Source organism: Achromobacter aegrifaciens, from assembly GCF_902859965.1.
GTDB lineage: Bacteria > Pseudomonadota > Gammaproteobacteria > Burkholderiales > Burkholderiaceae_B > Achromobacter > Achromobacter aegrifaciens.
In genome coordinates, this window is sequence record NZ_CADIKO010000005.1 from 148979 (window position 1) to 171049 (window position 22071).

Genomic DNA, 22071 nt, shown 5'->3' on the forward strand with positions numbered 1-22071 from the left:
CGGCGGCGGATGCCGGCCGGACAACGGCTGCCCCAGGCAGGCCGCGCCCGACCAGAGAGGACCCCGAGCATGAAATTCCTGTCTTTCCTCGTTTCCCGCATCGGCAAGGCCCTGGTGGTCGTGCTGGGCGTGGTGATCATCAATTTCTTCCTGATCCGCCTGGCCCCCGGCGACCCCGCCGCCGTGCTGGCGGGCCAGGCCGGCGCGGGCGACGCCGCCTACGTCGAACAATTGCGCGTGGCCTTCGGCCTGGACAAGCCCATCCTGACCCAGCTGATGCTGTACCTGAAGGGCGTGGTGCAACTGGACCTGGGTTTCTCGTACCGCAACCATGTGCCGGTGCTGGACCTGATCCTGGAACGCCTGCCCGCCACCTTCCTACTGATGTCCTGCGCCTTCGTGTTCTCCATCGTGCTGGGCGTCTTCCTGGGCGTGGTGGCGGCCAAGGCCCGCTACCGCAACAAGCGCCGCTGGATCGACAGCTCCGTCATGACGGGCGCCCTGGTGCTGTACGCCACGCCGCTGTTCTGGCTGTCGCTGATGGGCATCCTGCTGTTCTCGGTGGTGCTGGGCTGGCTGCCGGCCTTCGGCATGGAGACCGTGGGCGCCAACCTGAAGGGCTGGGCGCGCGCGGGCGACATCGCCCAGCACCTGATCCTGCCCACCGTGACGCTGGGCTGCTTCTTCATGGCGGTCTACGTGCGGCTGACCCGCGCCTCCATGCTGGAAGTGATAGGCATGGATTTCGTCAAGACGGCGCGCGCCAAGGGCGTAAGCCCCGGCCGCGTGATCCGCGCCCACGTGCTGCGCAATGCGCTGCTGCCGGTCATCACCTTCGCCGGCATTCAGCTGGGGCAGATGGCGGGCGGCGCGGTGCTGACCGAAACCGTGTTCGCCTGGCCCGGCATCGGCAGGCTGATGTTCGACGCGCTGCTGCAGCGCGACTACCAGCTGCTGCTGGGCATCTTCCTGGTCACCTCCATCATGGTGGTGGTGTTCAACCTGCTGACCGACGTGCTGTACCGACTCATCGATCCGCGCATCGGCGCGGGCGCGCAGCAAGGAGCCGCCGCATGAAGTCATTTGCCCGGCGCTACATGCGCAATTACGGAGCGGTGGCCGGACTGGCCATCATGCTGGTCGTGATCGTCGTGGCCCTGGCCGCGCCGCTGCTGTATGAAGAATCCCCCTGGATGATGGTGGCGGATCCGCTGATTCCGCCGTTCACCAATGCCGACTACCCCTTCGGCACCGACATGCTGGGCCGCGACATCACGGCCGGGCTGGTCTGGGGAGCCCGGGTCTCGCTGATGGTGGGCCTCTTGTCGACCGCCGTGGCGCTGGTCTTCGGCATCGTGGTCGGCTCGGTGGCGGGTTACTGCGGCGGCCGGGTTGACGACGCGCTGATGCGCTTCACCGAGTTCTTCCAGACCATCCCGCAGCTGGCCATGGCCGTGGTGCTGGTGGCGATCCTGAGTCCATCCGTCTATTCCATCATGGGGGCCATCGCGGTGGTGTCGTGGCCGCCGGCCGCGCGGCTGGTGCGCTCGGAGTTCATGACGCTCAAGCAGCGTGAGTTCGTGCAGGCCGCCATTGTCATCGGGCAGACGCCGGCCCGCATCGTCGGCACGCAGATCCTGCCCAACGCCATGTCGCCCATCATCGTGTCGGCGTCGTTCATGGTCGCCACCGCGATTCTGACGGAATCGTCGCTGTCCTTCCTGGGACTGGGCGACCGCAACCTGATGAGCTGGGGCTTCATGATCGGCGCGGCCCGCACCATGATCCGCGAAGCCTGGTGGATGAGCGTCTGGCCCGGCGTGGCGATCCTGCTGACCGTGCTGGCCATCAACCTGATCGGCGAAGGCCTGAACGATGCCCTCAACCCGCAGCTGCGCAAGCGCGGCGAATAGGAGGACGGCATGAACGCTTCCACTCCTTTGCTATCCATCCAGAACCTGAGCATCGCCCTGCCCAAAGGCGGCGACCGCCCTTATGCCGTGCAGGACGTGTCGTACGACATCCGCGCCGGCGAGATCCTCTGCATCGTCGGCGAATCGGGCTCGGGCAAGTCCATGAGCGCCAACGCCATCATGGGCCTGCTACCCGACTACCTGACGCCGCAGCAGGGCCGCATCCTGTTCCGCGGCCAGGACCTGCTGCGGCAGGACGAAGCCACGCTGCAAGCCATGCGCGGCAAGGACATGGCGATGATCTTCCAGGAGCCCCTGTCGGCGCTCAACCCCCTGATGACGGTAGGCGAGCAGATCAGCGAAGTCATGCGCGTGCATAACGCGTATCCGGGCGCGCAGCGCATGGCCCGCACGCTGGAGCTGCTGGCCTTCGTAGGGCTGCCCGACCCCGCCACGCTTTACCACGTCTACCCATTCCGCCTGTCGGGCGGACAGCGCCAGCGCGTGATGATCGCCATGGCCCTGGCGCTGGAGCCTGCACTCCTGATCGCCGACGAACCGACCACCGCGCTGGACGTCACCACCCAGGCGCAGATCCTGGCGCTGATCGCCCGCATCCAGAAAGAGAAAGGCATGGGCGTGATGTTCGTCACCCATGACTTCGGCGTGGTGGCCGAAATCGCGCACCGGGTCGCCGTGATGGAAAAAGGCGTCCTGGTCGAACAGGGGCCGGCGGACGAAGTGCTGAACCGGCCCCGCCACCCCTACACGCAACGCCTGATCGCGGCCGTGCCGCACCGCCGTGGCGCCGAGCGCGAGTCCGCCCCGCACGACCAGCCCGTGCTGGACGTGCGCGACTTGAAGAAGACCTACGTGGTGGGCCGCGGCTGGCTGGGCGGCAAACGCGAGGTTCACGCGGTCGACGGCGTCAGCTTCAGCGTGCGGCGCGGCGAGACGCTGGGCATCGTGGGCGAATCGGGCTCGGGCAAGTCCACCATCGGCAAATGCCTGCTCAAGCTGGTGGGCATCAACGGCGGGCAGTTGATCTTCAACGGCCAGGACATCGCCGCCATGCCGGAATCGCGCTTCCGGCCGCTGCGCCACGACATCCAGATGATCTTCCAGGATCCGTTCGCCTCGCTCAACCCGCGCCATACCGTAGGCCGCATCATCAGCGACGGCCCCGTCGCCAACGGCGTGCCACGCGCCCAGGCCGAAGCGCGGGTGCGCGAGCTGCTGTCGCTGGTCGGGCTGGACCCGTCGGCCTTCGATCGCTATCCCAACCAGTTTTCGGGCGGACAGCGCCAGCGCATCGGCATCGCGCGCGCGCTGGCGCTGGAGCCCAAGGTGCTGGTGGCCGACGAATCAGTGTCGGCGCTGGACGTCTCGGTTCAGGCGCAAGTACTGCAGCTATTGCACGATTTGCAGCAACGCCTGAAGATCGCACTGGTCTTCATCACCCACGATTTGCGCGTGGCGGCCCAGATCTGCAATTCCGTGCTGGTCATGCATCGCGGCAAGGTGGTCGAGTACGGCTCGCCCGCGCAGATCTTCGACAACCCGCAACACGCCTATACGCGGCAGCTGATCGCCGCGGTCCCCGGCCAGCACTGGGACCCGACCAAGGCGCAAGCGGCCTGAAGCGCACAAGAATATTCATACTTCCAAGGAGAACGCCCCATGCAACGCCCCGCCGCCATACCGACCGTGCAGATCGACAATGACATGGTCACCGTCACCGAATGGCGCTTCCCGCCCGGCGGCGAAACGGGATGGCACCGCCATGGAATGAACTACGTGGTGGTCCCGCAGACCACCGGCCCGCTCTTGCTGGACACGCCCGACGGCGAAATCACCAGCCAGCTCACCACCGGCGTGGCCTACTACCGGCCCGTGGGTGTAGAGCACAACGTGATCAATCCCGGCGACACGGAGTTCGTGTTCGTCGAAATCGAACTCAAGCACGCATAACGCCAGCGAGGGCAGCCATGAAGGCGTTTTTCTCGGAAGAGCAGCTGCTGCATACGCCGCGGCAGTTCATGCGGCTTGGGCGCATCAGCGCGCCCACCGATCTGCCGGCACGGGCGGAAAGCCTGCAAGGCGCGCTGGCCGCGCGCGGCATCCGCGTCCAAGCGCCGGCTGACTACGGCCGCAAGCCGCTGCAGGACATCCACAGCCCGGACTACCTGGACTATCTGGAATCGGCCTATGCGCGCTGGCAGGCCCTGCGCTCGCCTGGCGTGGATCCGGGCCCCGAAGTGCTGCCCAATCTTTCGCCGTACTACAACGGCCGCATCGAGCTGGCTGGCCGCGGCCCCTGCCCGTCGCCCTCCATCGTGGCCCAGACCGGCTACTACCTGAGCGATCTATCGTGTCCCATCGGGCCGCAGACCTGGCGCTCGGCGCTGCGCTCCACGCATAGCGCGGTGGCCGCCGCCGACCACGTCGCCAGCGCCGGGGGCATGGCCTATGCCTTGTGCCGGCCCTCGGGCCACCATGCCCACCGCGACCGCGCGGGCGGCTTCTGTTATCTGAACAGCAGCGCGGCCGCGGCCAACCGGTTGCTTCAGACCTGGTCCAAGGTGGCGGTGCTGGACGTCGACGCCCACCATGGCGATGGCACGCAGAACATTTTTTATCAGCGCGGCGACGTCATGACGGTATCCCTGCACGCCGACCCCGCCGGCTACTACCCCTTCTATACCGGCTATGCGCATGAGCGCGGCTACGGCGCGGGTGAAGGCTGCAACCTGAACCTGCCGCTGCCGCACGGTTCGGGCAACGACTCCTTCCTGCGGGCGCTGGATACGGCGCTCGCCGCCCTGACCGGCTACGCGCCGCAGGCGCTGGTGCTGGCCCTGGGCTTTGACACCTACAAGGACGATCCCATCAGCGTGCTCAAGCTCGACATCGATGCCTACCGCGACATCGGCGCGCGCGTCGCCAGCCTGGGACTGCCCACCGTGATCGTGCAGGAAGGCGGCTACATGGTCGAGGCCATCGGCCCGGCTCTGGACGCATTCCTGCAGGGCGCGGGCCAGGCGGCAGCCTGAGTCCTCCCGCCCACATGAGCTCCGTTCCCATCGCGTTACCCTCGCCCGCCGCCGCGCGCCAGACGGGCATCCTGCTGTTCTTCGCAGCGTTGGTGGCCTTTGCCACCTTCGATGCGGGGTCCAAGCACATGCTGGCGCGCTATCCCGCGCCCTTCCTGAACATCATGCGCTATTCGGCGGTGGCCGTGCTGGCGGTGGCGCTGTTGTGGCGGCACCGCGGCGGACTGCGTCTGCGCGATGCGCCCGAAAAGCCGCTGTTGATCCTGCGTGGCCTGCTGCTGGCCACGGTCGGTACCTGCTTCATGACGGCGCTGATCTGGATGCCGCTGTCGGAAGCCACCGCCATCTACTTCACCTCGCCTCTGATCATGGTGGCGCTGTCGCCCTGGCTGCTGGGCGAGCGGGTGCGACCCGCCCAGTGGACAGCGGTGGCGGCGGGCTTTGGCGGCATGCTGCTGATCGTGCGGCCGGGCTCCAACCTGCCGTGGCTGGGCACGCTGCTGATGGCGGTGTCCGCGGTCAGTTACGCAGTGTTCCAGGTGCTGACGCGCAGGCTCTCGGGCAAGGTGCCCGGGCCCATCCAGTATGCCTACACGGCCTTCATCTGCCTCGTCGTCACCGGGCTGCCCGCGCCCTTCTTCCTGCCGGATCCGTGGCCGGATCTTGCCGACATGCTTTTCATCGTCGGCTTGGGCGCCTGCAGCGGATTGGCGCAGATCTTTCTGATATCCGCCTTCCAGCGCGTGGCGGCGGCGACCCTGGCGCCCCTGAACTACTTCCAGCTGCTGCTGGCGGTGCTGTTCAGCACCTTCTGGTTCCAGCGCCCGCCCGATGGGCTGGCCCTGGCCGGCATGGGGTTGATCATCGCCTCCGGCGTATTCCTGGCGCTGCGCCGGGGCTGAGGCTTGGCGTTCAGCTGGTTTCGCGCTGCACCAGCTTGAAGCCCAGGTCCACATGGCGCTCGGCGACGGGCTCGCCGGCCAGATGGCGCATCAGCAGGCCCGCGGCCGATACGCCGATCTGGTAGCGCGGCGTGGCGATGGTCGACAGCGGCGGCGTGGTCCAGGCCGTGCCCGCCACGTCGTGGAAGCCGACGATGGCCATGCGTTCCGGCACCGGCACGCCCAGCCTTCCGCACTGGAACACCGCCCCCTGGGCCAGGTCATCGTTGCAAAAGAACAGCGCATCGCAGTCGGGATGACGTTCGCGCAGCGCTTCCAGCAGCGAGGCTCCCAGGCCGATGGATGATTTCTCCGGCGTCATGATTTCCAGCGCCGCGTCATACAGGCCCGCATCCCGCAGCGCCTGGCGGCAGCCTTCGCAGCGGCGCAGCGACCTCGGATCCAGTTGCGCGCCGACGATGCCGATACGGCGGTAGCCCCGCTCCACCAGATGGCGGCCCGCGGCATAGCCGGAATCGAATTGCGAAAAACCCACGCTCATGTGCTCGCCGCCGTCCAGCGTCTCGATCGTGTGCACGGTGGGAATGCGCTGCGTGTCCAGCAGGTCCCATACGCCAGGGTTGTGGTCGATGCCGGTCAGGATCAGGCCGTCGGGCGCGTGCTGCAGGTACTTGCGCAGCAGGGCCTCCTCCTCGTCCAGCGAATAGCCGGTCACGCCGATCAGCATGTGGTAGCCGTGCCGGTCCAGCTCTTCCTTGATCCCCGCGATGATGTCGACGAACACCACGTTGCTCAGCGACGGAATCAGCGCCACGATGGTCTGCGAACGCGCCGACGCCAGCGCGCTGGCCGCATGGTTGGGCACGTAGCCCAGTTCCTGGCACACCCGCGCGATGCGCAGCCGCAGTTCTTCCGCCACCTTGTCCGGCGTGCGCAAGGCGCGCGATACCGTGATCGCGCTCACGCCCACGCGGCGCGCGACATCCTGCATGGTGACGCGGCCGGCGCGTGAACTGCGGGGTTTACGGATGGACATCGGTCCTCGGCATGGGTTGGTGAGCGCGTAGTCTGACGCAAAAAACTGGGGCTTGCCAAACGCAAAATGTTAGCGCTAACATTTCGCACAGCATAACCCTAAAAAATTCCGGGAAACGGATAGGAGACAAGCATGCAAGCTTCCCCACCGGGGCGGCCTGGCGGCACGCCGCTGGCCCGCGCCGCCAATTGGTGCTTCGCGCTGCAGACCTGGCTGATGGTGACCTGTCTGGCCGTCATGGTGGTGCTGCTGTTCGGCAACGTCGCGCTGCGCTACCTGTTCAACTCCGGCATCAACGTCTCTGATGAGATCTCGCGGCTGGCCTTCGTCTGGATGATCTTCCTGGGCTCGGTGATAGCGTTGCGCTCGCATCAGCACATCGGCGTCACCATGCTGGTCGAACGCTTCGGCCCCGCCGCCCGTCGCGCCTCGCACGTGTTCTGCCAGTTGCTGACGCTGTGGGTGCTGTGGCTGATGGCCGAGGGCAGCTGGACCCAGACCGTCATCGGCCTGGACACCGTGCTGCCTGTCACCGGCATGTCGCTGGCGGTGTTCAACGCCGCGGCCCTCTATGCGGCCGCCGCCATGGGCATCCTGACCTTGATCGATCTGGTGCGCGTCCTTGCGGGCGGGCCCTTGCCGGCGGAATCCAGCCCCGAAGACCCGCTGGTCTGACGGCTCCGCCTCCAACTCCCCTACCCCGCCCGGACGCCCGCAATGATCCTGACCGTTTTCCTGCTCGTGCTGCTGGGGCTGATCGCCCTGGGCATGCCTATCGCCTTCGCGCTGCTGCTCAGCGCGATCGCCATGATGTTCCAGCTGGACTTTTTCGATACCCAGATCCTGGCGCAGAACATGCTGTCTGGCGCCAACAGCTTCACCCTCATGGCGGTGCCGCTGTTCATGCTGGCCGGCGAACTGATGAACGCCGGCGGCATTTCGCGCCGTATCGTCAATCTGGCCAGCACCTTCGTGGGCCACATCCAGGGCGGCCTGGGCTACGTGGCCATCTTCGCCAGCGTGCTGCTGGCCGCGCTGTCCGGCTCGGCCGTGGCCGACGCCGCTGCGCTGGGCTCGCTGCTCATCCCCATGCTGCGCGAAAGGGGCTACGACGCGGGCCAGGCCTCCGGGTTGATCGCGGCCGGCGGCATCATCGCGCCCATCATTCCGCCCTCGATCTCGTTCATCATCTTTGGCGTCGCCACCAACGTGTCGATCACCAAGCTGTTCTTCGCCGGCATCGCGCCCGGACTGATGATGGGCCTGACCCTGGTCGCCGTATGGACCTGGGTGGCGCGCAAGCATGGCAGCATCAAGCCCTCGCCGCGCGAACCCTGGAGCAAGCGCTGGAAGGCGCTGCGCGAATCGCTATGGGCCCTGATGCTGCCCGTCATCATCATCGGCGGCTTGCGCGGCGGCATCTTCACGCCGACCGAGGCGGCCGTCGTCGCCGCGGTCTACGCGCTGCTGGTCAGCCTGTTCGTCTACCGCGAAATCGGCGTGCGCGACCTGGCGCCGCTCTTCATCAACGCCGCCAGCACCACCGCCATCGTCATGTTCCTGGTGGCCGCCGCCATGGTCTCGTCCTACATGATCACTCTGGCCGACATGCCGCAGGACCTGATCGCGCTGCTGGAACCCGTGCTGGACCAACCCAAGCTGCTGATGTTCGCCCTGCTGGTGCTGCTGACGCTGGTGGGCACGGTGATGGACCTGACGCCCACCATCCTGATCCTGGCGCCGGTGCTGATGCCGGTGGTCACCAAGGCCGGGATCGACCCCGTCTACTTCGGCGTGATGTTCGTCATGGTGGGTTGCGTGGGCCTGCTGACGCCGCCGGTGGGCACCGTGCTCAACGTGGTTTGCGGCGTCGCCCGCATCAATATGGAAACCATCTGCAGGGGCGTGTGGCGCTATGTCGTCGCCTACACGCTGCTGCTGATCCTGCTGGTGATCTTCCCCGAGCTGATCACCGTCCCCGCACGCTGGATGCATTAGAAAAACCCCAAGGAGGAGCACCATGATCACCCGTTTCAAGACCCGCATTCTTGTCCTGGCGACGGCGCTGTCCTGCGCCGTCGCCGGCGTCGCGTCCGCCGCCGACGTCAAACCTCGCCTGATCCGTTTCGGCTATGGCCTGAACGAGGAAAGCGTCCAGGGGCGCGCCGCGCGCCACCTGGCGCAGGAGCTGGAAAAAATCAGCGGCGGCAAGCTCAAGATGAAGACCTTCGGCTCGGCCAACCTGGGCTCGGACGAGCAGATGCAAAGCGCGCTGGTGGGCGGCGTGCAGGAAATGATGGTGGGGTCCACCGCGCCCCTGGCCGGCATGGTCAAGGAGTTCGGCGTGTTCGACCTGCCCTTCCTCTTCAACAGCGAAAAGGAAGCGGACGCCGTGCTGGACGGGCCTCTGGGCCAGGACATGCTGAAAAAGCTGGAAGCCAAGGGCATCATCGGCCTGGTCTATTGGGAAAACGGCTTTCGCAACATGACCAACTCCAAGCGCCCCATCGCGCGCGCGGAAGACCTGCAAGGCATCAAGCTGCGCGTGATGCAGAACCAGATCGCATTGGGCGTCTTCAATACGCTGGGCGCCAACGCCGTGCCCATGCCGTTCTCCGAACTGTTCACCGCGCTGGAAACCCGCACCGTGGACGGCCAGGAAAACCCCATCACCACCATCCAGAGCAGCAAGTTCTACGAGGTTCAGCCCTATCTGACCATCACCCGCCACGTCTACACGCCCTGGGTGGTGCTGGCGTCCAAGAAATGGTGGGACACCCTGTCGCCGGAAGAACAGAAGCTGATCCGCCAGGCGGCCGCATCCTCGCGCGACTTTGAGCGCCAGGACAGCCGTGCGGACTCCCAAAAGGCCATGACCACGCTGGAAAAGGCCGGCATGAAGATCAACACGGTCTCGCCCGAAGAGATCGCGCGCATGCGCCAGAAGGTGCAGCCGGTGGTCGACAAGTACACGCAGGACCTCGGCCCAGAGCTGGTCAAGCAGCTCAACGACGAGATCCAGAAGGCGCGCAACTAAGCCTTTGCGGCCCGCACGCGCGCCGGGCCGCCACGCAACCGCTGTAAACGAGAATCCCATGTCCCAGACTCCCCGCAAGCTGCGCAGCCAGAAGTGGTTCGACGATCCGGCCCACGCCGACATGACGGCCATCTATGTCGAGCGCTACCTCAACTACGGCCTGACGCGCCAGGAACTGCAATCTGGGCGGCCGATCATCGGCATCGCTCAGACCGGCAGCGACCTGGCGCCCTGCAACCGGCATCACCTGGCGCTGGCCGAGCGCATCAAGGCCGGCATCCGGGACGCGGGCGGCATCCCCATGGAGTTTCCCGTGCACCCGCTGGCCGAACAGGGCCGGCGCCCCACCGCCGCGCTGGACCGCAACCTGGCCTATCTGGGCCTGGTAGAGATCCTGCACGGCTATCCGCTGGACGGCGTGGTCCTGACCACCGGCTGCGACAAGACCACGCCCGCCTGCCTCATGGCCGCGGCCACCGTGGATATTCCCGCCATCGTGCTGTCCGGCGGGCCGATGCTGGACGGCTGGCACGACGGCCAGCGCGTCGGCTCCGGCACGGTCATCTGGCATGCGCGCAATCTGATGGCCGCGGGCAAGCTGGACTACGAAGGCTTCATGACGCTGGCCACGGCGTCGTCGCCGTCCGTCGGCCACTGCAACACCATGGGCACGGCGCTGTCGATGAACTCGCTGGCCGAAGCGCTGGGCATGTCGCTGCCCACCTGCGCCAGCATTCCCGCGCCGTACCGCGAGCGCGGCCAGATGGCCTACGCCACCGGGCTGCGTATCTGCGACATGGTGCGCGAGGACTTGCGCCCGTCCCATATCCTGACGCGGCAGGCTTTCGAGAACGCCATCGTCGTGGCCTCGGCGCTGGGCGCCTCCAGCAACTGCCCGCCGCACCTCATCGCCATGGCCCGCCACGCCGGCATCGACCTGAGCCTGGACGACTGGCAGCGCTTGGGCGAAGACGTGCCGCTGCTGGTCAACTGTGTACCTGCGGGTGAGCATCTGGGCGAAGGCTTTCACCGCGCGGGCGGCGTCCCGGCGGTGTTGCACGAACTGGCGGCAGCAGGCCGCCTGCATACCGATTGCGGCACCGTGTCCGGCAAGACCATCGGCGAGATCGCGGCTGCGGCCAAGACCAACAATGCGGACGTCATCCGCAGCTGCGACGCGCCGCTCAGGCATCGCGCGGGATTCATCGTCCTCTCGGGCAACTTCTTCGACAGCGCCATCATCAAGATGTCGGTCGTCGGCGAAGCCTTCCGCCACGCCTATCTGTCGGAGCCCGGTTCAGAGAACGCCTTCGAGGCGCGCGCCATCGTCTTCGAAGGCCCCGAGGACTACCACGCGCGCATCGAAGACCCCGCCCTGAACATCGACGAGCACTGCATCCTGGTGATCCGCGGCGCCGGCACCGTCGGCTACCCCGGCAGCGCGGAAGTGGTCAACATGGCGCCGCCCTCGCATCTGCTCAAGCGCGGCATAGACTCCCTGCCCTGCCTGGGCGACGGCCGCCAGAGCGGCACCTCGGCCAGCCCTTCGATCCTGAACATGTCGCCGGAAGCCGCGGTGGGCGGTGGCCTCGCGCTGTTGCGCACGGGCGACCGCATCCGCGTCGACCTGAACCAGCGCACGGTCACCGCCCTGGTGGATGAAACAGAAATGGAACGCCGCAAGCTGGAGCCGCCCTACCAGGCGCCGGAATCTCAGACGCCGTGGCAAGAGCTATACCGGCAACTGGTCGGCCAGCTTTCAACCGGCGGCTGCCTGGAGCCCGCCACCTTGTATCTGAAGGTCGTGGAAACACGGGGCGATCCCCGGCATTCGCATTGACGCCGGCGGCTACCGCGTTTGTCCGCTGCCGGCCTGCGGCCCCTGCGGCGCCGGCCGCGTGACGACGTAGGCCGCGCTAGCCAGGAAGAACACGGCGACGCCGGCGGCCAGCATCCACGACGGATGCGCGCCCCACCAGAACAGCACATAGCCCAGCGCCATGCCCAGGCAGGCGTAGGTCTTGCCCTTGCGCGATACGGCGCCCTGATCCCGCCAGGCGCGCAGGGCGGGACCGTAGGTCGGGCTATCCAGCAGCCATTTCTCGAGACGCGGCGAAGAGCGCGAAAAGCAGGCCACCGCCAGGATCAGGAAAATGGTCGTAGGCATGACGGGCAGAAACGCGCCGATCACACCCAATGCCAGCATCAGGCAACCCAGGCAGAGCCACAGTACTCTCATCATGATGGGCAGCAGGATATCCCAGGTTTTCCGCTCGCTTCAAACGCGCCGCGCAAAGCGCCGGTTTTCCGGCCGCCGGTATGGGGCGGATCACTTGGCCGCGTCGCGGCAACAGTAGAGAATAATTTGGAATATATATTCACAAATTGGAATTATTGAATAAAAATCGAACGTGCGCGGGTCCCCGCGCTTCCCGTAGCAAGGAACTGCCATGCGCAACGCAAGCGATTTGCTGGAAGACTCTTACCGCCGCACCGACCGGGCGATGCTGCCTCTGCTCTGGCTGCTGTTTGCCGTCGGACTGTGCTTGGCCCCTCAATACGGACGCTGGGGCGCCGCCATCGGCGTCGGCTTGGCCGCCGCAGGCATACCGTCGCTGTTGATACTCTGGCGGCCCGGCCGCTTGAGTACCCGCCTGGTCGTGGCCTGTAGCCTGATGGTGCTGGCCGCGCTCCATATCCATCTGATGTCCGGCATGGCCGAGATCCATTTCGGCATCTTCGTGCTGCTCTCGCTGCTGCTGGCCTATCGCGACTGGCGCACCATCCTGTGCGCGGCCGTCGTCATCGCGCTGCATCACCTGTCCTTCAACTTCCTGCAGCAATGGGGCTACGGAACAATTTGCTTCACCGAGCCGAGCCTGCCCATGGTGCTGTTGCACGCAGCCTATGTGGTGGTGCAGGCTGCCGCGCTAGGCTGGCTGGCCTGGAAAATGGAACGGGCCGCGGTGGCGGCCGAGGAACTGGCCCGACTCAGTGCGCATATCGGCCGTGAGGCTGGCGTGTTCGACCTGCGCTTTGGCGGCATGAGCATGGACAGCAGCCTGGGCCGCAGCTTCAAGGCCACGATGGACGCCGTGCACCGGACCCTGAGCGGCGTAAGGAACACCGCCACCGCTCTTTCCGCCGCCTCGCGCGACATCATGCAGGACAACCAGCAGCTCGAAGAACGCACCCGGACCCAGGCCGACTCCCTGGAGCGGACCGTTGCATCGATGCGCGACCTGGCCGCCAATGTCCATGACAACGCCGGCAACGCCTTGCAGGCCCGGCAGCTGAGCGACGAAGCGCGGCGCATCGCGGACACGGGCAGCGCCGCGGTAGCGGGCGTGGCGACGGTGATGGGAGAAATCCAGCAGGAAGCCAACAAGATCTCCGAAATCACCGGCTTGATCGACAGCATCGCATTCCAGACCAACATCCTCGCCTTGAACGCGGCGGTGGAAGCAGCCCGCGCCGGTGAAAGCGGGCGAGGCTTCGCGGTCGTCGCCACCGAGGTCCGCGCGCTGGCCCAACGCAGCGCCAGCGCCGCGCGCGAGATCCGCACCCTGATCGACGGCTCGCTGGAGAAGACCAGCAGCGGTTTCCGCCAGGCCGACCATGCCGCCGGCGTGATCCGCGAAGTCGTGGCCAGCATCGAGCGCGTGGCCGCCATCGTCGGTCAGATCGGCGACGCGGGCCGGGTCCAGGGTACGGACATCGACGAAGTCAACCAGGCCGTGACCCAGATGGACGAACTGACCCGGCAGAACGCGGCCCGGGTAGCCCAGGCCGCCGACGCCTCGGCGGCCCTCCAATCGCAGGCGACCGAGCTGCTGCAAGCCGTGGGCGTATTCCGCCTGCAGGATGAACGGCAGCCGCAAGCGCAGTCCGCCCCGAGGGCGGCCGCTCCAGGGCGCACCGCGCCGCTGGCGCTGGCGAGCGGCTGAGACCCGGATTTGCGCGAAACGCCTGCCGCCAGCAGGCGCTTCACCGTCCTTTGCAGGGCCGGACTTTCATGGAAGAATCATTGTCTCCCATGGCTCCAGCCCCCAACGACCATGACTCCCTTTGCTTCCATACTCGCTATCCTCGGTGCGCTGTGGCTCGGAGCCATGCTGCCGGGACCAAGCTTCATCATCGTCGCGCGCAAGGCCATCGGCCAGTCCCGCTGGGACGGCCTGGCCTCGGCCTTCGGCATGGGCGCAGGCGGCATGCTGTTTGCCGGCCTGGCGCTGGCGGGGCTGTATTCCCTGTTGCAAAGCGTGGAATGGCTGTACGTCGCGCTGAAAATCGCGGGCGGCGCCTATCTGCTTTACGTGGCTGCCGGCATCTGGCGCAACGCCAGGCAGCCTTTTGCCATGCCCGGCAGCAGCGCGCCAGCATCACGCAATGGACGTCGTTCCTTCTGGATCGGTCTCACGACCCAGTTGAGCAACCCCAAGACGGCCATCTGGTATGGCAGCATCTTCGCCGCGCTGCTGCCTCAGCATCCGCCGGCATGGACCTATTTCGCGCTGCCGCCCCTGGTGTTCCTGGTCGAATTCGGCTGGTATGCGATCGTGGCGCTCTGTTTTTCGACCAAGGGCCCGCGCGAGGTTTATCTACGGGCGAAGCAATGGATAGACCGGGCAGCGGCGGGCGTTATTGCGGCGCTGGGCTTGCGGCTGATTCTTAATGCGCCCAAAAACGGAATCTAGGAAAAGTCGGGTTTCCGATGCGCGACACGAGCAGCCGCAGCAGATAGAAGCCACGCCGCGGGTGGCGCTTCCCTGTAGACAGGCAAGAACTTACCGCAGCTTTTGCTGATAGAGCTCTTGCGCGCCTTCCAATGAGGCGCGCATTCCGTAAATCGTGCCTCCGCCGCCGCGGCTGAACCATAGTTCGTACTGCCACATCCCGTCCACGAAGACCCGGGAGATCGTCCAGCCCGCTGGCCCTTGCCAGTAATAGTCGTCCCGCTGCGTCCATTCCTCATCGATCATGCTTCGTCCCCTCTCGGCCGAAACCGGGCCGAATTGCGCTGCTGCCGACCTCAAATATACTGTATTTTTATACAGTATATTGGGCCGCGGCATGACGGCCTAGGGGGTATCGAGAAGGCTGGCGGATGCAGGTCTTCCCGGGCTCAGCCCGGCAGGCGGTTACGCAATCTGCATCTCACGCCGCGCCTGCTTGTCTGCATACATCAATTGATCTGCTTCCCTGAGGACGGCCTGCAGCGCGCTGGCCGATGGGTCGGCATTCACAATGCCAAAGCTCGCGCCGGCGTAGTGAAAACTGCAGTCGTCCAGGGTGTAGATGCCGCTGAGCAACGGGGCCAGGCGCGTGCGCATTGTTTCAACCACAGCATCAGCCGTCGGCCCTGACCTTGCGCCCAAGCCAACGACGACGAATTCGTCGCCCCCCCATCGACCCAGCACCTCTCCAGAACGCAGGCCTGCCGACAGACGTCGGCCAACCTCGATCAAGAATTTGTCGCCGATGTCGTGGCCGTAGGTATCGTTAATCGTCTTGAACCCATCCAGATCTATAAACGCGACTTGAACAGACCGCTGCGTCCGATTCGCCTCCGAGAAATACCGCTCCAACTCCGCCATGATCGCTCGCCGATTCGGCAAGCCGGTAAGCGCATCATGGTTGGCGGCATGCCGTTCATCCTGGCGGCGTCTCACCATTTGCGCGACCACATGGCTGGAGAGAAGGATCAGGACCAGACCGACCATCGCCACCAATCCCGTCGCCCACATATGCCGCTTGCGCATGGGCGCCAAAGATTCCAGCGAGGCCAGCGTGATCAAGTGGTATTGCCCATTAGCCAGCGCCTGCCGCCTCGCCAGATAGGGCCTGCCATCGATGAGCCAACGGCCGGATTGGATCGAGCCGGGTATGGCGCGAATATCCAGGGGTTCGCCGAGGTCTTCATCGCCATCGGAAGGCAGTACCGAATCGGCAGGCAAAAGCGCTGCGACATTACGCAGCATGAACGGCTCGGAAGAAGCCGTGGTTACCCTTCCCTGGCGATTCACAACCAACGCGATATGTCGCCCGGCCAGGTAAAGCGCCACATCCGGCGCATCGAACTTTACCGTCACTGAGCCCTGCGGCATGTCATTCGAGTCTTCGATGCGGCTGGCGACGAAATACGATGGACTCTTGTTCAACCGGGCAATGCCGAAGTAACTGCCATAGCCATCACGCAATGCGTCTTCGAGATAAGCCCGACCCGAGTAGATCATGCCGACGATGCTGTCGGGTTCCGCCCAGTTACTGGCCGTCACCGTATCGTCCGACATATTGTTCATATAAATGCGGGCGTATCGCAGATCGCTGGCCAGCTCATTCATGAAGTCGCCTACCCTGCGCACCAATGGATCCCGCGTGAACAGGGCCGCTCGCTGCTCTCGAGACAAGTCGGCTGCGCCGGGTGGATCCGTACGGTAACGGACGGCAAGCTGGATCACTTGGCCCTGGCGGGCCACCATGTTCGCTACGCTCACCATCTCGGTGAATAACCGATCCATGACGCGCGCAGTAATTCTTGCCTCGTATTCGGCGCTGGCGGCTAGGCTGTCCAGCCGCGATGCCTCCATTCCCTGCGACATCCAGCGTGCAATAGCTATCACCAACGCAAACCATGCCAGGGCCAGACCGAGCGTCACGCGACGCACGAGGGAATGGCCCTGCCGTTCACGTCTACCTTGTCGCGACAATTCTTCGCTCACAGGGTCCCCTGATTCAAACCAACGGCCTCAGGCAATCATCGGCCAATCCGCCAGTTGTACTGAAAGGAAATGTCTGGCGGCCGGTCAACGGAACGTGGCCAAAATGTTCGGCCACACGCTAATGAATCGCCATATTTCCATTATGCGTGGCTTACTTCAATATGATTCGGCGATTTACCGCGAACTGCGCAGAACGCACAGGCTTGAGTAAATGCAGGGCTAACGGCTGGCGTCGATAGCTGAAGAGTTTTCGCGCCTTTGCCATTGCCCCGCGAAAACCATGCTTGGTGGCATGGCGCGCGGCATGCAACGGACGAAACCCAAACAAAAAAGCCGCCAGATCATTGATCTAGCGGCTTTCTCTTTGCCGTGCTTGACAGCACTTTGCAGGAATTTGGTAGGCGGTATTGGAATCGAACCAACGACCTCCACGATGTCAACGTGGCGCTCTAACCAGCTGAGCTAACCGCCTGCAAAGAAGAAGAATTATATAGTGCTTTTTTAAACTATGCAAATCGTCTGGCAAGATTTTTTGCATTATTTATTGCGCTTCGAAGTTTGCGGCGTTTGCGAGGTTTACTTTCGCATGCCTTCAAGCTTGTCTGCGCAACGCGTTTGAAGTACCAGTTCCTGGGAACCTTGGACGCCGCTTTTCAGCCTTGCCCCACTACTTCAAACCGCCTGCACCGCACTACTAATTTCCCTTCAGCTTCGCGTCTGCCGCTTGCGCCGCAGCAACGAAGAACGAGATTCTATCAGAACTTTTAATTCCTTGCTCAAGCTCCACGCCGCTACTTACATCGACCGCCCAAGGCCTGACCAATTCCACGGCCTGCCCGACGTTTTCCGCGTTCAAGCCGCCCGACAGGATCAGGGGCCGAGACACCGGATCGGCCCTCACTTCGTCGAGCAACGCGTAGTCGAAACCATGACCGCTGCCACCGTAGCCCGCGCTGTAGCTGTCGAACAGCCAGCCTGCGGCTTCGCCATAGGCGCGGCATGTGGAGGCCAGGTTTTCCGCGGTGTCCAGGCCGGGCGCGCCGGCACGGAATGCCCGCAAAAAACGATGACCGTAGTGCGCGCAGTCCTGCGGCGTTTCATCGCCATGGAACTGCAGCAGCTCCGGCTTGACCTGGTCCAGCACGGCCTGCACCTCGGCCTCTTGCGCATTCACGAACAAGGCCACCACGTCGACAAAGGCGGGCACCATGCGCCGCAACTGGGCTGCGCGCGTCGGCGTCAGGCAACGCTTGCTCTTGGGGTAAAACACAAAGCCGATCGCATCGACGCCCGCCGCGACGGCGGCGTCGATATCCTGTTCCCGGGTCAATCCACAGATCTTGATGCGTGTGCGCATGAAACTCTTCGCTGGCTTGGCCGCCCTGCGCGGCCGGTCGAATCAGTATATCCGGCGTGCAGGCAGCGCCTACGCGCCGGGCTGACCCACGGTGGCCACGAGATTGTCGAAGCTGCCCTCGGCCAGACGGAACCAGGGCGTTTCCTTGTCGCGAAACGCCGCCATGCTGTCGTACAGCTTCTTGAACATGGGATCCTTGGCGCTCATTTCCTGGTAGGCGGCCAGCGAGGCTTCGTAGCTCGCCTGCAGGACCGGCTTGGGAAACGCTTTCAACTGCGCGCCGCGCGACACCAGTCGGCGCAGCGCGTCCGGATTGCCCGCATCGTACTTGGCGATCATGTTGGCAGTCGCCATACGGCATGCCAGCGTCAAAGCGGACTGATACGGCTTGGGCAGTTCGTCGTAGGCGTCCTGGTTCACATACAAGGATAGCTGCAGCGTGCCCGCCCACCAGCCCGGAAAGTAGTAATTCCTGGCAACTTTATAGAGCGCCAGGTTTTCATCGTCGTAAGGGCCGATCCAAGCCACGGCGTCCACGACGCCCTGCTCCAGCGCGGCATAGGCTTCGGCCACCGGCACGTCCACGGGCGTGGCGCCCATCCGCGCCAGCACATGGCGGGCAAACCCGCCGGCCTTCACCTTGAGCCCGCGCAGGTCGTCCACGGTCTTGATTTCCCCGCGAAACCAGCCGCCCATCTGCGCGCCGGTATAACCGCAGGGAAAGTTCAGGATGTTGTACTTGTCGAATAGCACGCGCGTGAGCGCCAGGCCTTCGCCCTGCGTCATCCAGGCGTTCATCTGCCGCGTGTTCAGGCCGAACGGCACGCCGGCGTCAAAGCACAGCGCGGGGTCGACATCGAAGTAGCGGGTCGACGCCGTATGGCCACAATCGACGACGCGATGCTGCACGGCTTCCAGCACCTGTCCCGGCTGCACCAGGTCGCCGGCGGGAAAGATTTCGATGCTGAAGCGCCCGTCCGTCACCTCGTTCACGTAACGCGCCACGTCTTCGGCGCCGGCGAACAAGGTGGGAGACTCGTTGGGAAAACTGGAGGCCAGCCGCCAAGCGACCTTGGCTGGGGCTGCCACCACCGCCGGCGCTTCGGGCGCGGCGGCCGGAGCGGGCGGCGGGCTGGGCGGAGCCTCTTGCGGTCCCGCTGGCGGCGCCGACGGGGCCGGGCTGGCGTTTTCCTCGGCCAACGGAACTTCCTGCGCGAACGCCGGAGCGACCAGAGCGGCGCCGCCCAGGGCGGTCTGCTTCAAAAACGCGCGGCGTTGCATGGCAAAAGCCTCCATCGGATACGGGCAGGCATCGCCGTTGCCGGCGGCATCCCTAATAGGTTTGAGTAAACGGCGACAGCAACTGCGATCCCCCGTCGAGCTCATCCAGGCCGAACTCTTCCGGATAATCGATGGCGGACAGGTACAGCCCATCGGGCGCGAAGGTCGGCGCGCCCCGCTTGCGGTCGCGCCAGGACAGCAACTGCGCCATCCAGTCCACCGATTCGCGCCCTTGCCCGATCTGCAACAGCGCGCCCATGATGTTGCGCACCATATGATGCAGGAAGGCATTGGCCTTCAGCGTGAACACCAGGAACGGCCCGCGCTCATCGATATCCAGCCGGTAGAGATGGCGCACAGGATGCTTGGCCTGGCACTGCGAGGAACGGAAGCTGGAAAAATCGTGCTCGCCCAGCAAGGCATTCGCCGCGGCCCGCATGGCATCGACGTCCAGCGGTTGAAAGCACCAGCCCGCCCGGCCCGCCCACAATGCCGGCCGCACCCGGCCGCGCCATAACAAATATACGTAGGTACGGGCGCGCGCGGAAAACCGCGCGTGGAATTCGTCCGATACCGGCTGCGCCCACTGGACTGAAATGCTGGGAGGCAGGAAAGCATTCACCCCCCGGACCCAGGACTCCATCCGGCGGTCGAGTTCAGTGTCCAGATGGATCACCTGCATCGCGCCGTGCACCCCGGTATCGGTGCGGCCGGCGCAGATCGTCGCCACCGGCCCTTGCACACCACAAAAACTGCCCAGGGCGGCCTCCAACGTGTCCTGCACCGTTTGCCGATGCGGCTGTGTCTGCCAACCCTGCCAGGCGGAGCCGTCGTACGCCAGCCCCAATGCAACTCTAGACATGTATCAAACCCGTGGCCCGCCGACACGGTGCGGTTCGTCCGTGGGCGGTTCGTCCAGGTCGAGATTGATGCTTCCGAGCTTGCGGTTCAGCGCCGCCGTATCCAGCGCTGGCTCGTTGAATTCGTAGGTTTCCTCGTCATCGTCCCCGCGCCGCGCACCGGCCCGGCGCAAGAGCCAGGCAATCGCGAATGCGATCAGCGCCAGCACTGCAGTGACGATAACGAGCAGATTGTCGGCCAGCCACCCGGGCATGTCCGAAGCGGAATCCTTGCCTGCCGGCGTGCCAGCGGCCTGATCTGGCGTAGATGCCCCAGAAGCGCCTGGGGCGCTCGAGGTGTTCGCAGGTCCTGCCGACCCTGTTGCACCGGGCGTACCCGCTGCGCCCGGTGCGCCCGGCGTACCCGACGCGCCTGTCGCGCCCGAAGCGCCTGTTGCACCAGAAGCGCCTGTTGTACCAGAAGCGCCTGCCGCTCCCGAAGCGCCTGCTGCACCCGAAGCGCCTGCTGCACCCGAAGCGCCTGCTGCACCCGAAGCGCCTGCTGCTCCCGAAGCGCCTGCCGCTCCCGAAGCGCCTGCCGCTCCCGAAGCGCCTGCCGCACCCGAAGGGCCTGCTGCTCCCGAAGCGCCTGCAGCTCCCGAAGCGCCTGTTGCACCGGAAGCGCCTGTTGCACCCGGAGCGCCTGTTGCACCCGAAGCGCCTGTTGCACCCGAAGCGCCTGCCGCTCCCGAAGCGCCTGTTGCACCCGAAGCGCCTGCCGCGCCCGGCGCCGCCGCAGTACCAGGAGCGCCACCAGCGGCGCCTTGCTGTGCCACCGCCTTGTTCAAATCGTCGACGTTGCTTTGCAACTGGCTCACGCGCCCCTGGACATCGGCCATGGCGCGCTCAGTCGACGTCTTGGCATCGGCCTGCGCCTCTGCTTGCGCCGATGCGCTGTCTTGCGCCTGCCCCGAGGACAGCCGCACGCGATCCTGCGGCGGCGATGCGCTGGCCGCCCCGGCATCAGCAGGAGGCGCGACGCTGCCCGAAGCCGCGCCCTGCCCCTGGACCACGGAGGGATTCGCGCCGGCCGCCGCGCCGATGCGGGCGCGGTACTTCGCGAACGCCTCGGCATGTTCATTGAAGATGCGCCGCGCCTCGGCCGGATCCACCGCGCGCACGGTAGCCGCATCGGGAATCGTCAGCCTCTGGCCGGCTTTCACCAGATTCATATTGTTCTGGATGAAGGCCTCGGGATTGGCGCGCCACAGGGCCACCAGCATCTGATAGACCGATGCGTTGGGCACCGCATTGCGCTGAGCGATAGCGAACAGATTGTCGCCGGACTTCACGTTGACCGAACGCGATCCCGCCGCGCGCCCCGGCGTGCCGACCGCAGCCGGCGTCACGTCAGCCGTCGTGCCGCGCAGCGGCACCAGAATGCTGACCTGCACCTGGCGCTGCCCGGAACTGGAGTTGATATTCAGCAGCAGATCAACCGCGCCGCTGGCCGGCGGCTGCGAGGCCCGCACGCGCAGATTCTTGCGCGTGGCGTCCAGGCCGTCCTCGACCCGGACCACCATGCTTGCCAGCGGAACCGGCGGCTTCAGACCTGCGCGTTGCCAGGAGGCCTCGTCAGCCACCGACACCTTGAGCGATGCGATTTCCTCGGGCGTGAGCTCCTGCAATCCCACCACCGCCTGCAGCGGCGCGCCCGGCACGGAAACCACCCGCGAATGCCCCACGCGCATGGCCATGGCGGTACTGCACACGCTTGAGCCAATCGCCAGCGCAATCGCCCACTGCAGGGCTTTTAAACGGCGGGCATGCTTCACTTGGCGCGAACGCTGGGTCATAAGCTGGAATTCCGTCTTGTAGTCGACTTGCGGGCTGGAGCCGGCTCACGCCATCTCGGTGAGAACAGGCATCAA

The 22071-nt window shown here is 65.4% G+C and carries 19 protein-coding genes, 1 tRNA gene and 1 pseudogene; 12 read left to right on the plus strand and 9 right to left on the minus strand.

The window, feature by feature from the left end:
- The first annotated feature begins 69 nt into the window (after positions 1–69).
- Genes HV793_RS28345 through HV793_RS28370 form a run of 6 tightly spaced genes read left to right on the plus strand, consistent with a single transcriptional unit; the run spans position 70 to position 5868 of the window.
- On the plus strand, positions 70–1077 hold the full coding sequence (locus HV793_RS28345) for an ABC transporter permease (protein ID WP_054458263.1): 1008 nt from the start codon (positions 70–72) through the stop codon (positions 1075–1077).
- Positions 1074–1913, plus strand: a complete 840-nt coding sequence (locus HV793_RS28350; RefSeq protein ID WP_059380519.1) for an ABC transporter permease — start codon at positions 1074–1076, stop codon at positions 1911–1913. The genes HV793_RS28345 and HV793_RS28350 overlap by 4 nt, the downstream gene beginning before the upstream one ends.
- A 9-nt stretch (positions 1914–1922) precedes the next feature.
- Positions 1923–3554 carry an ABC transporter ATP-binding protein gene (locus tag HV793_RS28355; RefSeq protein ID WP_054458264.1) on the plus strand — a complete coding sequence of 544 codons (1632 nt, stop codon included), beginning with the start codon at positions 1923–1925 and terminating at the stop codon, positions 3552–3554.
- Positions 3555–3593: 39 nt separating this feature from the next.
- Complete coding sequence (locus HV793_RS28360) at positions 3594–3884, plus strand: cupin domain-containing protein (RefSeq protein WP_054458265.1); 291 nt, start codon at positions 3594–3596, stop codon at positions 3882–3884.
- Positions 3885–3901: 17 nt separating this feature from the next.
- Complete coding sequence (locus HV793_RS28365; protein ID WP_175214315.1) at positions 3902–4966, plus strand: histone deacetylase family protein; 1065 nt, start codon at positions 3902–3904, stop codon at positions 4964–4966.
- Between the two features lie 14 nt (positions 4967–4980).
- Positions 4981–5868, plus strand: coding sequence for a DMT family transporter (locus HV793_RS28370; RefSeq protein ID WP_119451615.1), 888 nt, complete (start codon positions 4981–4983; stop codon positions 5866–5868).
- 10 nt (positions 5869–5878) lie between these two features.
- Here the strand turns inward: HV793_RS28370 and gntR are convergent, their stop codons facing one another.
- A complete protein-coding gene (gene gntR, locus HV793_RS28375; protein ID WP_054458268.1) occupies positions 5879–6904 on the minus strand; it encodes an HTH-type transcriptional regulator GntR in 1026 nt (341 codons plus the stop codon).
- A gap of 132 nt (positions 6905–7036) precedes the next feature.
- On the opposite strand from gntR, the gene HV793_RS28380 reads away from it, so the two are divergent.
- The 4 genes from HV793_RS28380 to HV793_RS28395 are packed head-to-tail and all read left to right on the plus strand — an operon-like array spanning position 7037 to position 11781.
- The gene (locus HV793_RS28380; protein WP_054458269.1) at positions 7037–7579 is read left to right on the plus strand and encodes a TRAP transporter small permease; all 543 of its coding nucleotides are present in this window, start codon (positions 7037–7039) and stop codon (positions 7577–7579) included.
- A gap of 42 nt (positions 7580–7621) precedes the next feature.
- Positions 7622–8902 carry a TRAP transporter large permease gene (locus tag HV793_RS28385; RefSeq protein ID WP_054458270.1) on the plus strand — a complete coding sequence of 427 codons (1281 nt, stop codon included), beginning with the start codon at positions 7622–7624 and terminating at the stop codon, positions 8900–8902.
- Between the two features lie 22 nt (positions 8903–8924).
- A complete protein-coding gene (locus HV793_RS28390) occupies positions 8925–9941 on the plus strand; it encodes a TRAP transporter substrate-binding protein (protein ID WP_054458271.1) in 1017 nt (338 codons plus the stop codon).
- A 58-nt stretch (positions 9942–9999) separates the two neighbouring features.
- A complete protein-coding gene (locus HV793_RS28395) occupies positions 10000–11781 on the plus strand; it encodes an IlvD/Edd family dehydratase (protein WP_175214316.1) in 1782 nt (593 codons plus the stop codon).
- A gap of 9 nt (positions 11782–11790) precedes the next feature.
- Here HV793_RS28395 and HV793_RS28400 read toward each other — a convergent pair whose 3' ends face one another.
- Entirely contained in the window at positions 11791–12183 is a 393-nt protein-coding gene (locus HV793_RS28400) for a YbaN family protein (RefSeq protein ID WP_175161104.1), read from the minus strand.
- Between the two features lie 208 nt (positions 12184–12391).
- On the opposite strand from HV793_RS28400, the gene HV793_RS28405 reads away from it, so the two are divergent.
- Together HV793_RS28405 and HV793_RS28410 are read left to right on the plus strand one after the other, a co-directional pair.
- A complete protein-coding gene (locus HV793_RS28405; protein ID WP_175182145.1) occupies positions 12392–13888 on the plus strand; it encodes a methyl-accepting chemotaxis protein in 1497 nt (498 codons plus the stop codon).
- Between the two features lie 111 nt (positions 13889–13999).
- Positions 14000–14638, plus strand: a complete 639-nt coding sequence (locus tag HV793_RS28410; RefSeq protein WP_125471399.1) for a LysE family translocator — start codon at positions 14000–14002, stop codon at positions 14636–14638.
- A 90-nt stretch (positions 14639–14728) separates the two neighbouring features.
- Here the strand turns inward: HV793_RS28410 and HV793_RS28415 are convergent, their stop codons facing one another.
- The 7 genes and pseudogenes from HV793_RS28415 to HV793_RS28445 all read right to left on the minus strand — a co-directional run bounded on the left by HV793_RS28415 (position 14729) and on the right by HV793_RS28445 (position 21996).
- Positions 14729–14923, minus strand: coding sequence for a hypothetical protein (locus HV793_RS28415; RefSeq protein WP_054458275.1), 195 nt, complete (start codon positions 14921–14923; stop codon positions 14729–14731).
- Positions 14924–15082: 159 nt separating this feature from the next.
- Positions 15083–16663 (minus strand): GGDEF domain-containing protein, encoded by a 1581-nt coding sequence (locus HV793_RS28420; protein WP_217472169.1) that lies wholly within the window; start codon positions 16661–16663, stop codon positions 15083–15085.
- Positions 16664–17058: 395 nt separating this feature from the next.
- Positions 17059–17135 (minus strand) — tRNA-Val (locus HV793_RS28425).
- A gap of 222 nt (positions 17136–17357) precedes the next feature.
- Positions 17358–18026: pseudogene (locus HV793_RS28430) on the minus strand (phosphoribosylanthranilate isomerase); the annotation flags it as partial.
- A gap of 63 nt (positions 18027–18089) precedes the next feature.
- Entirely contained in the window at positions 18090–19301 is a 1212-nt protein-coding gene (locus HV793_RS28435) for a TRAP transporter substrate-binding protein (RefSeq protein ID WP_054458315.1), read from the minus strand.
- A gap of 52 nt (positions 19302–19353) precedes the next feature.
- Positions 19354–20163, minus strand: coding sequence for a tRNA pseudouridine(38-40) synthase TruA (gene truA / locus HV793_RS28440; protein ID WP_054458278.1), 810 nt, complete (start codon positions 20161–20163; stop codon positions 19354–19356).
- A 3-nt stretch (positions 20164–20166) separates the two neighbouring features.
- Positions 20167–21996, minus strand: a complete 1830-nt coding sequence (locus HV793_RS28445) for a type IV pilus assembly protein FimV (protein WP_175214317.1) — start codon at positions 21994–21996, stop codon at positions 20167–20169.
- Between the last annotated feature and the right edge of the window lie 75 nt (positions 21997–22071).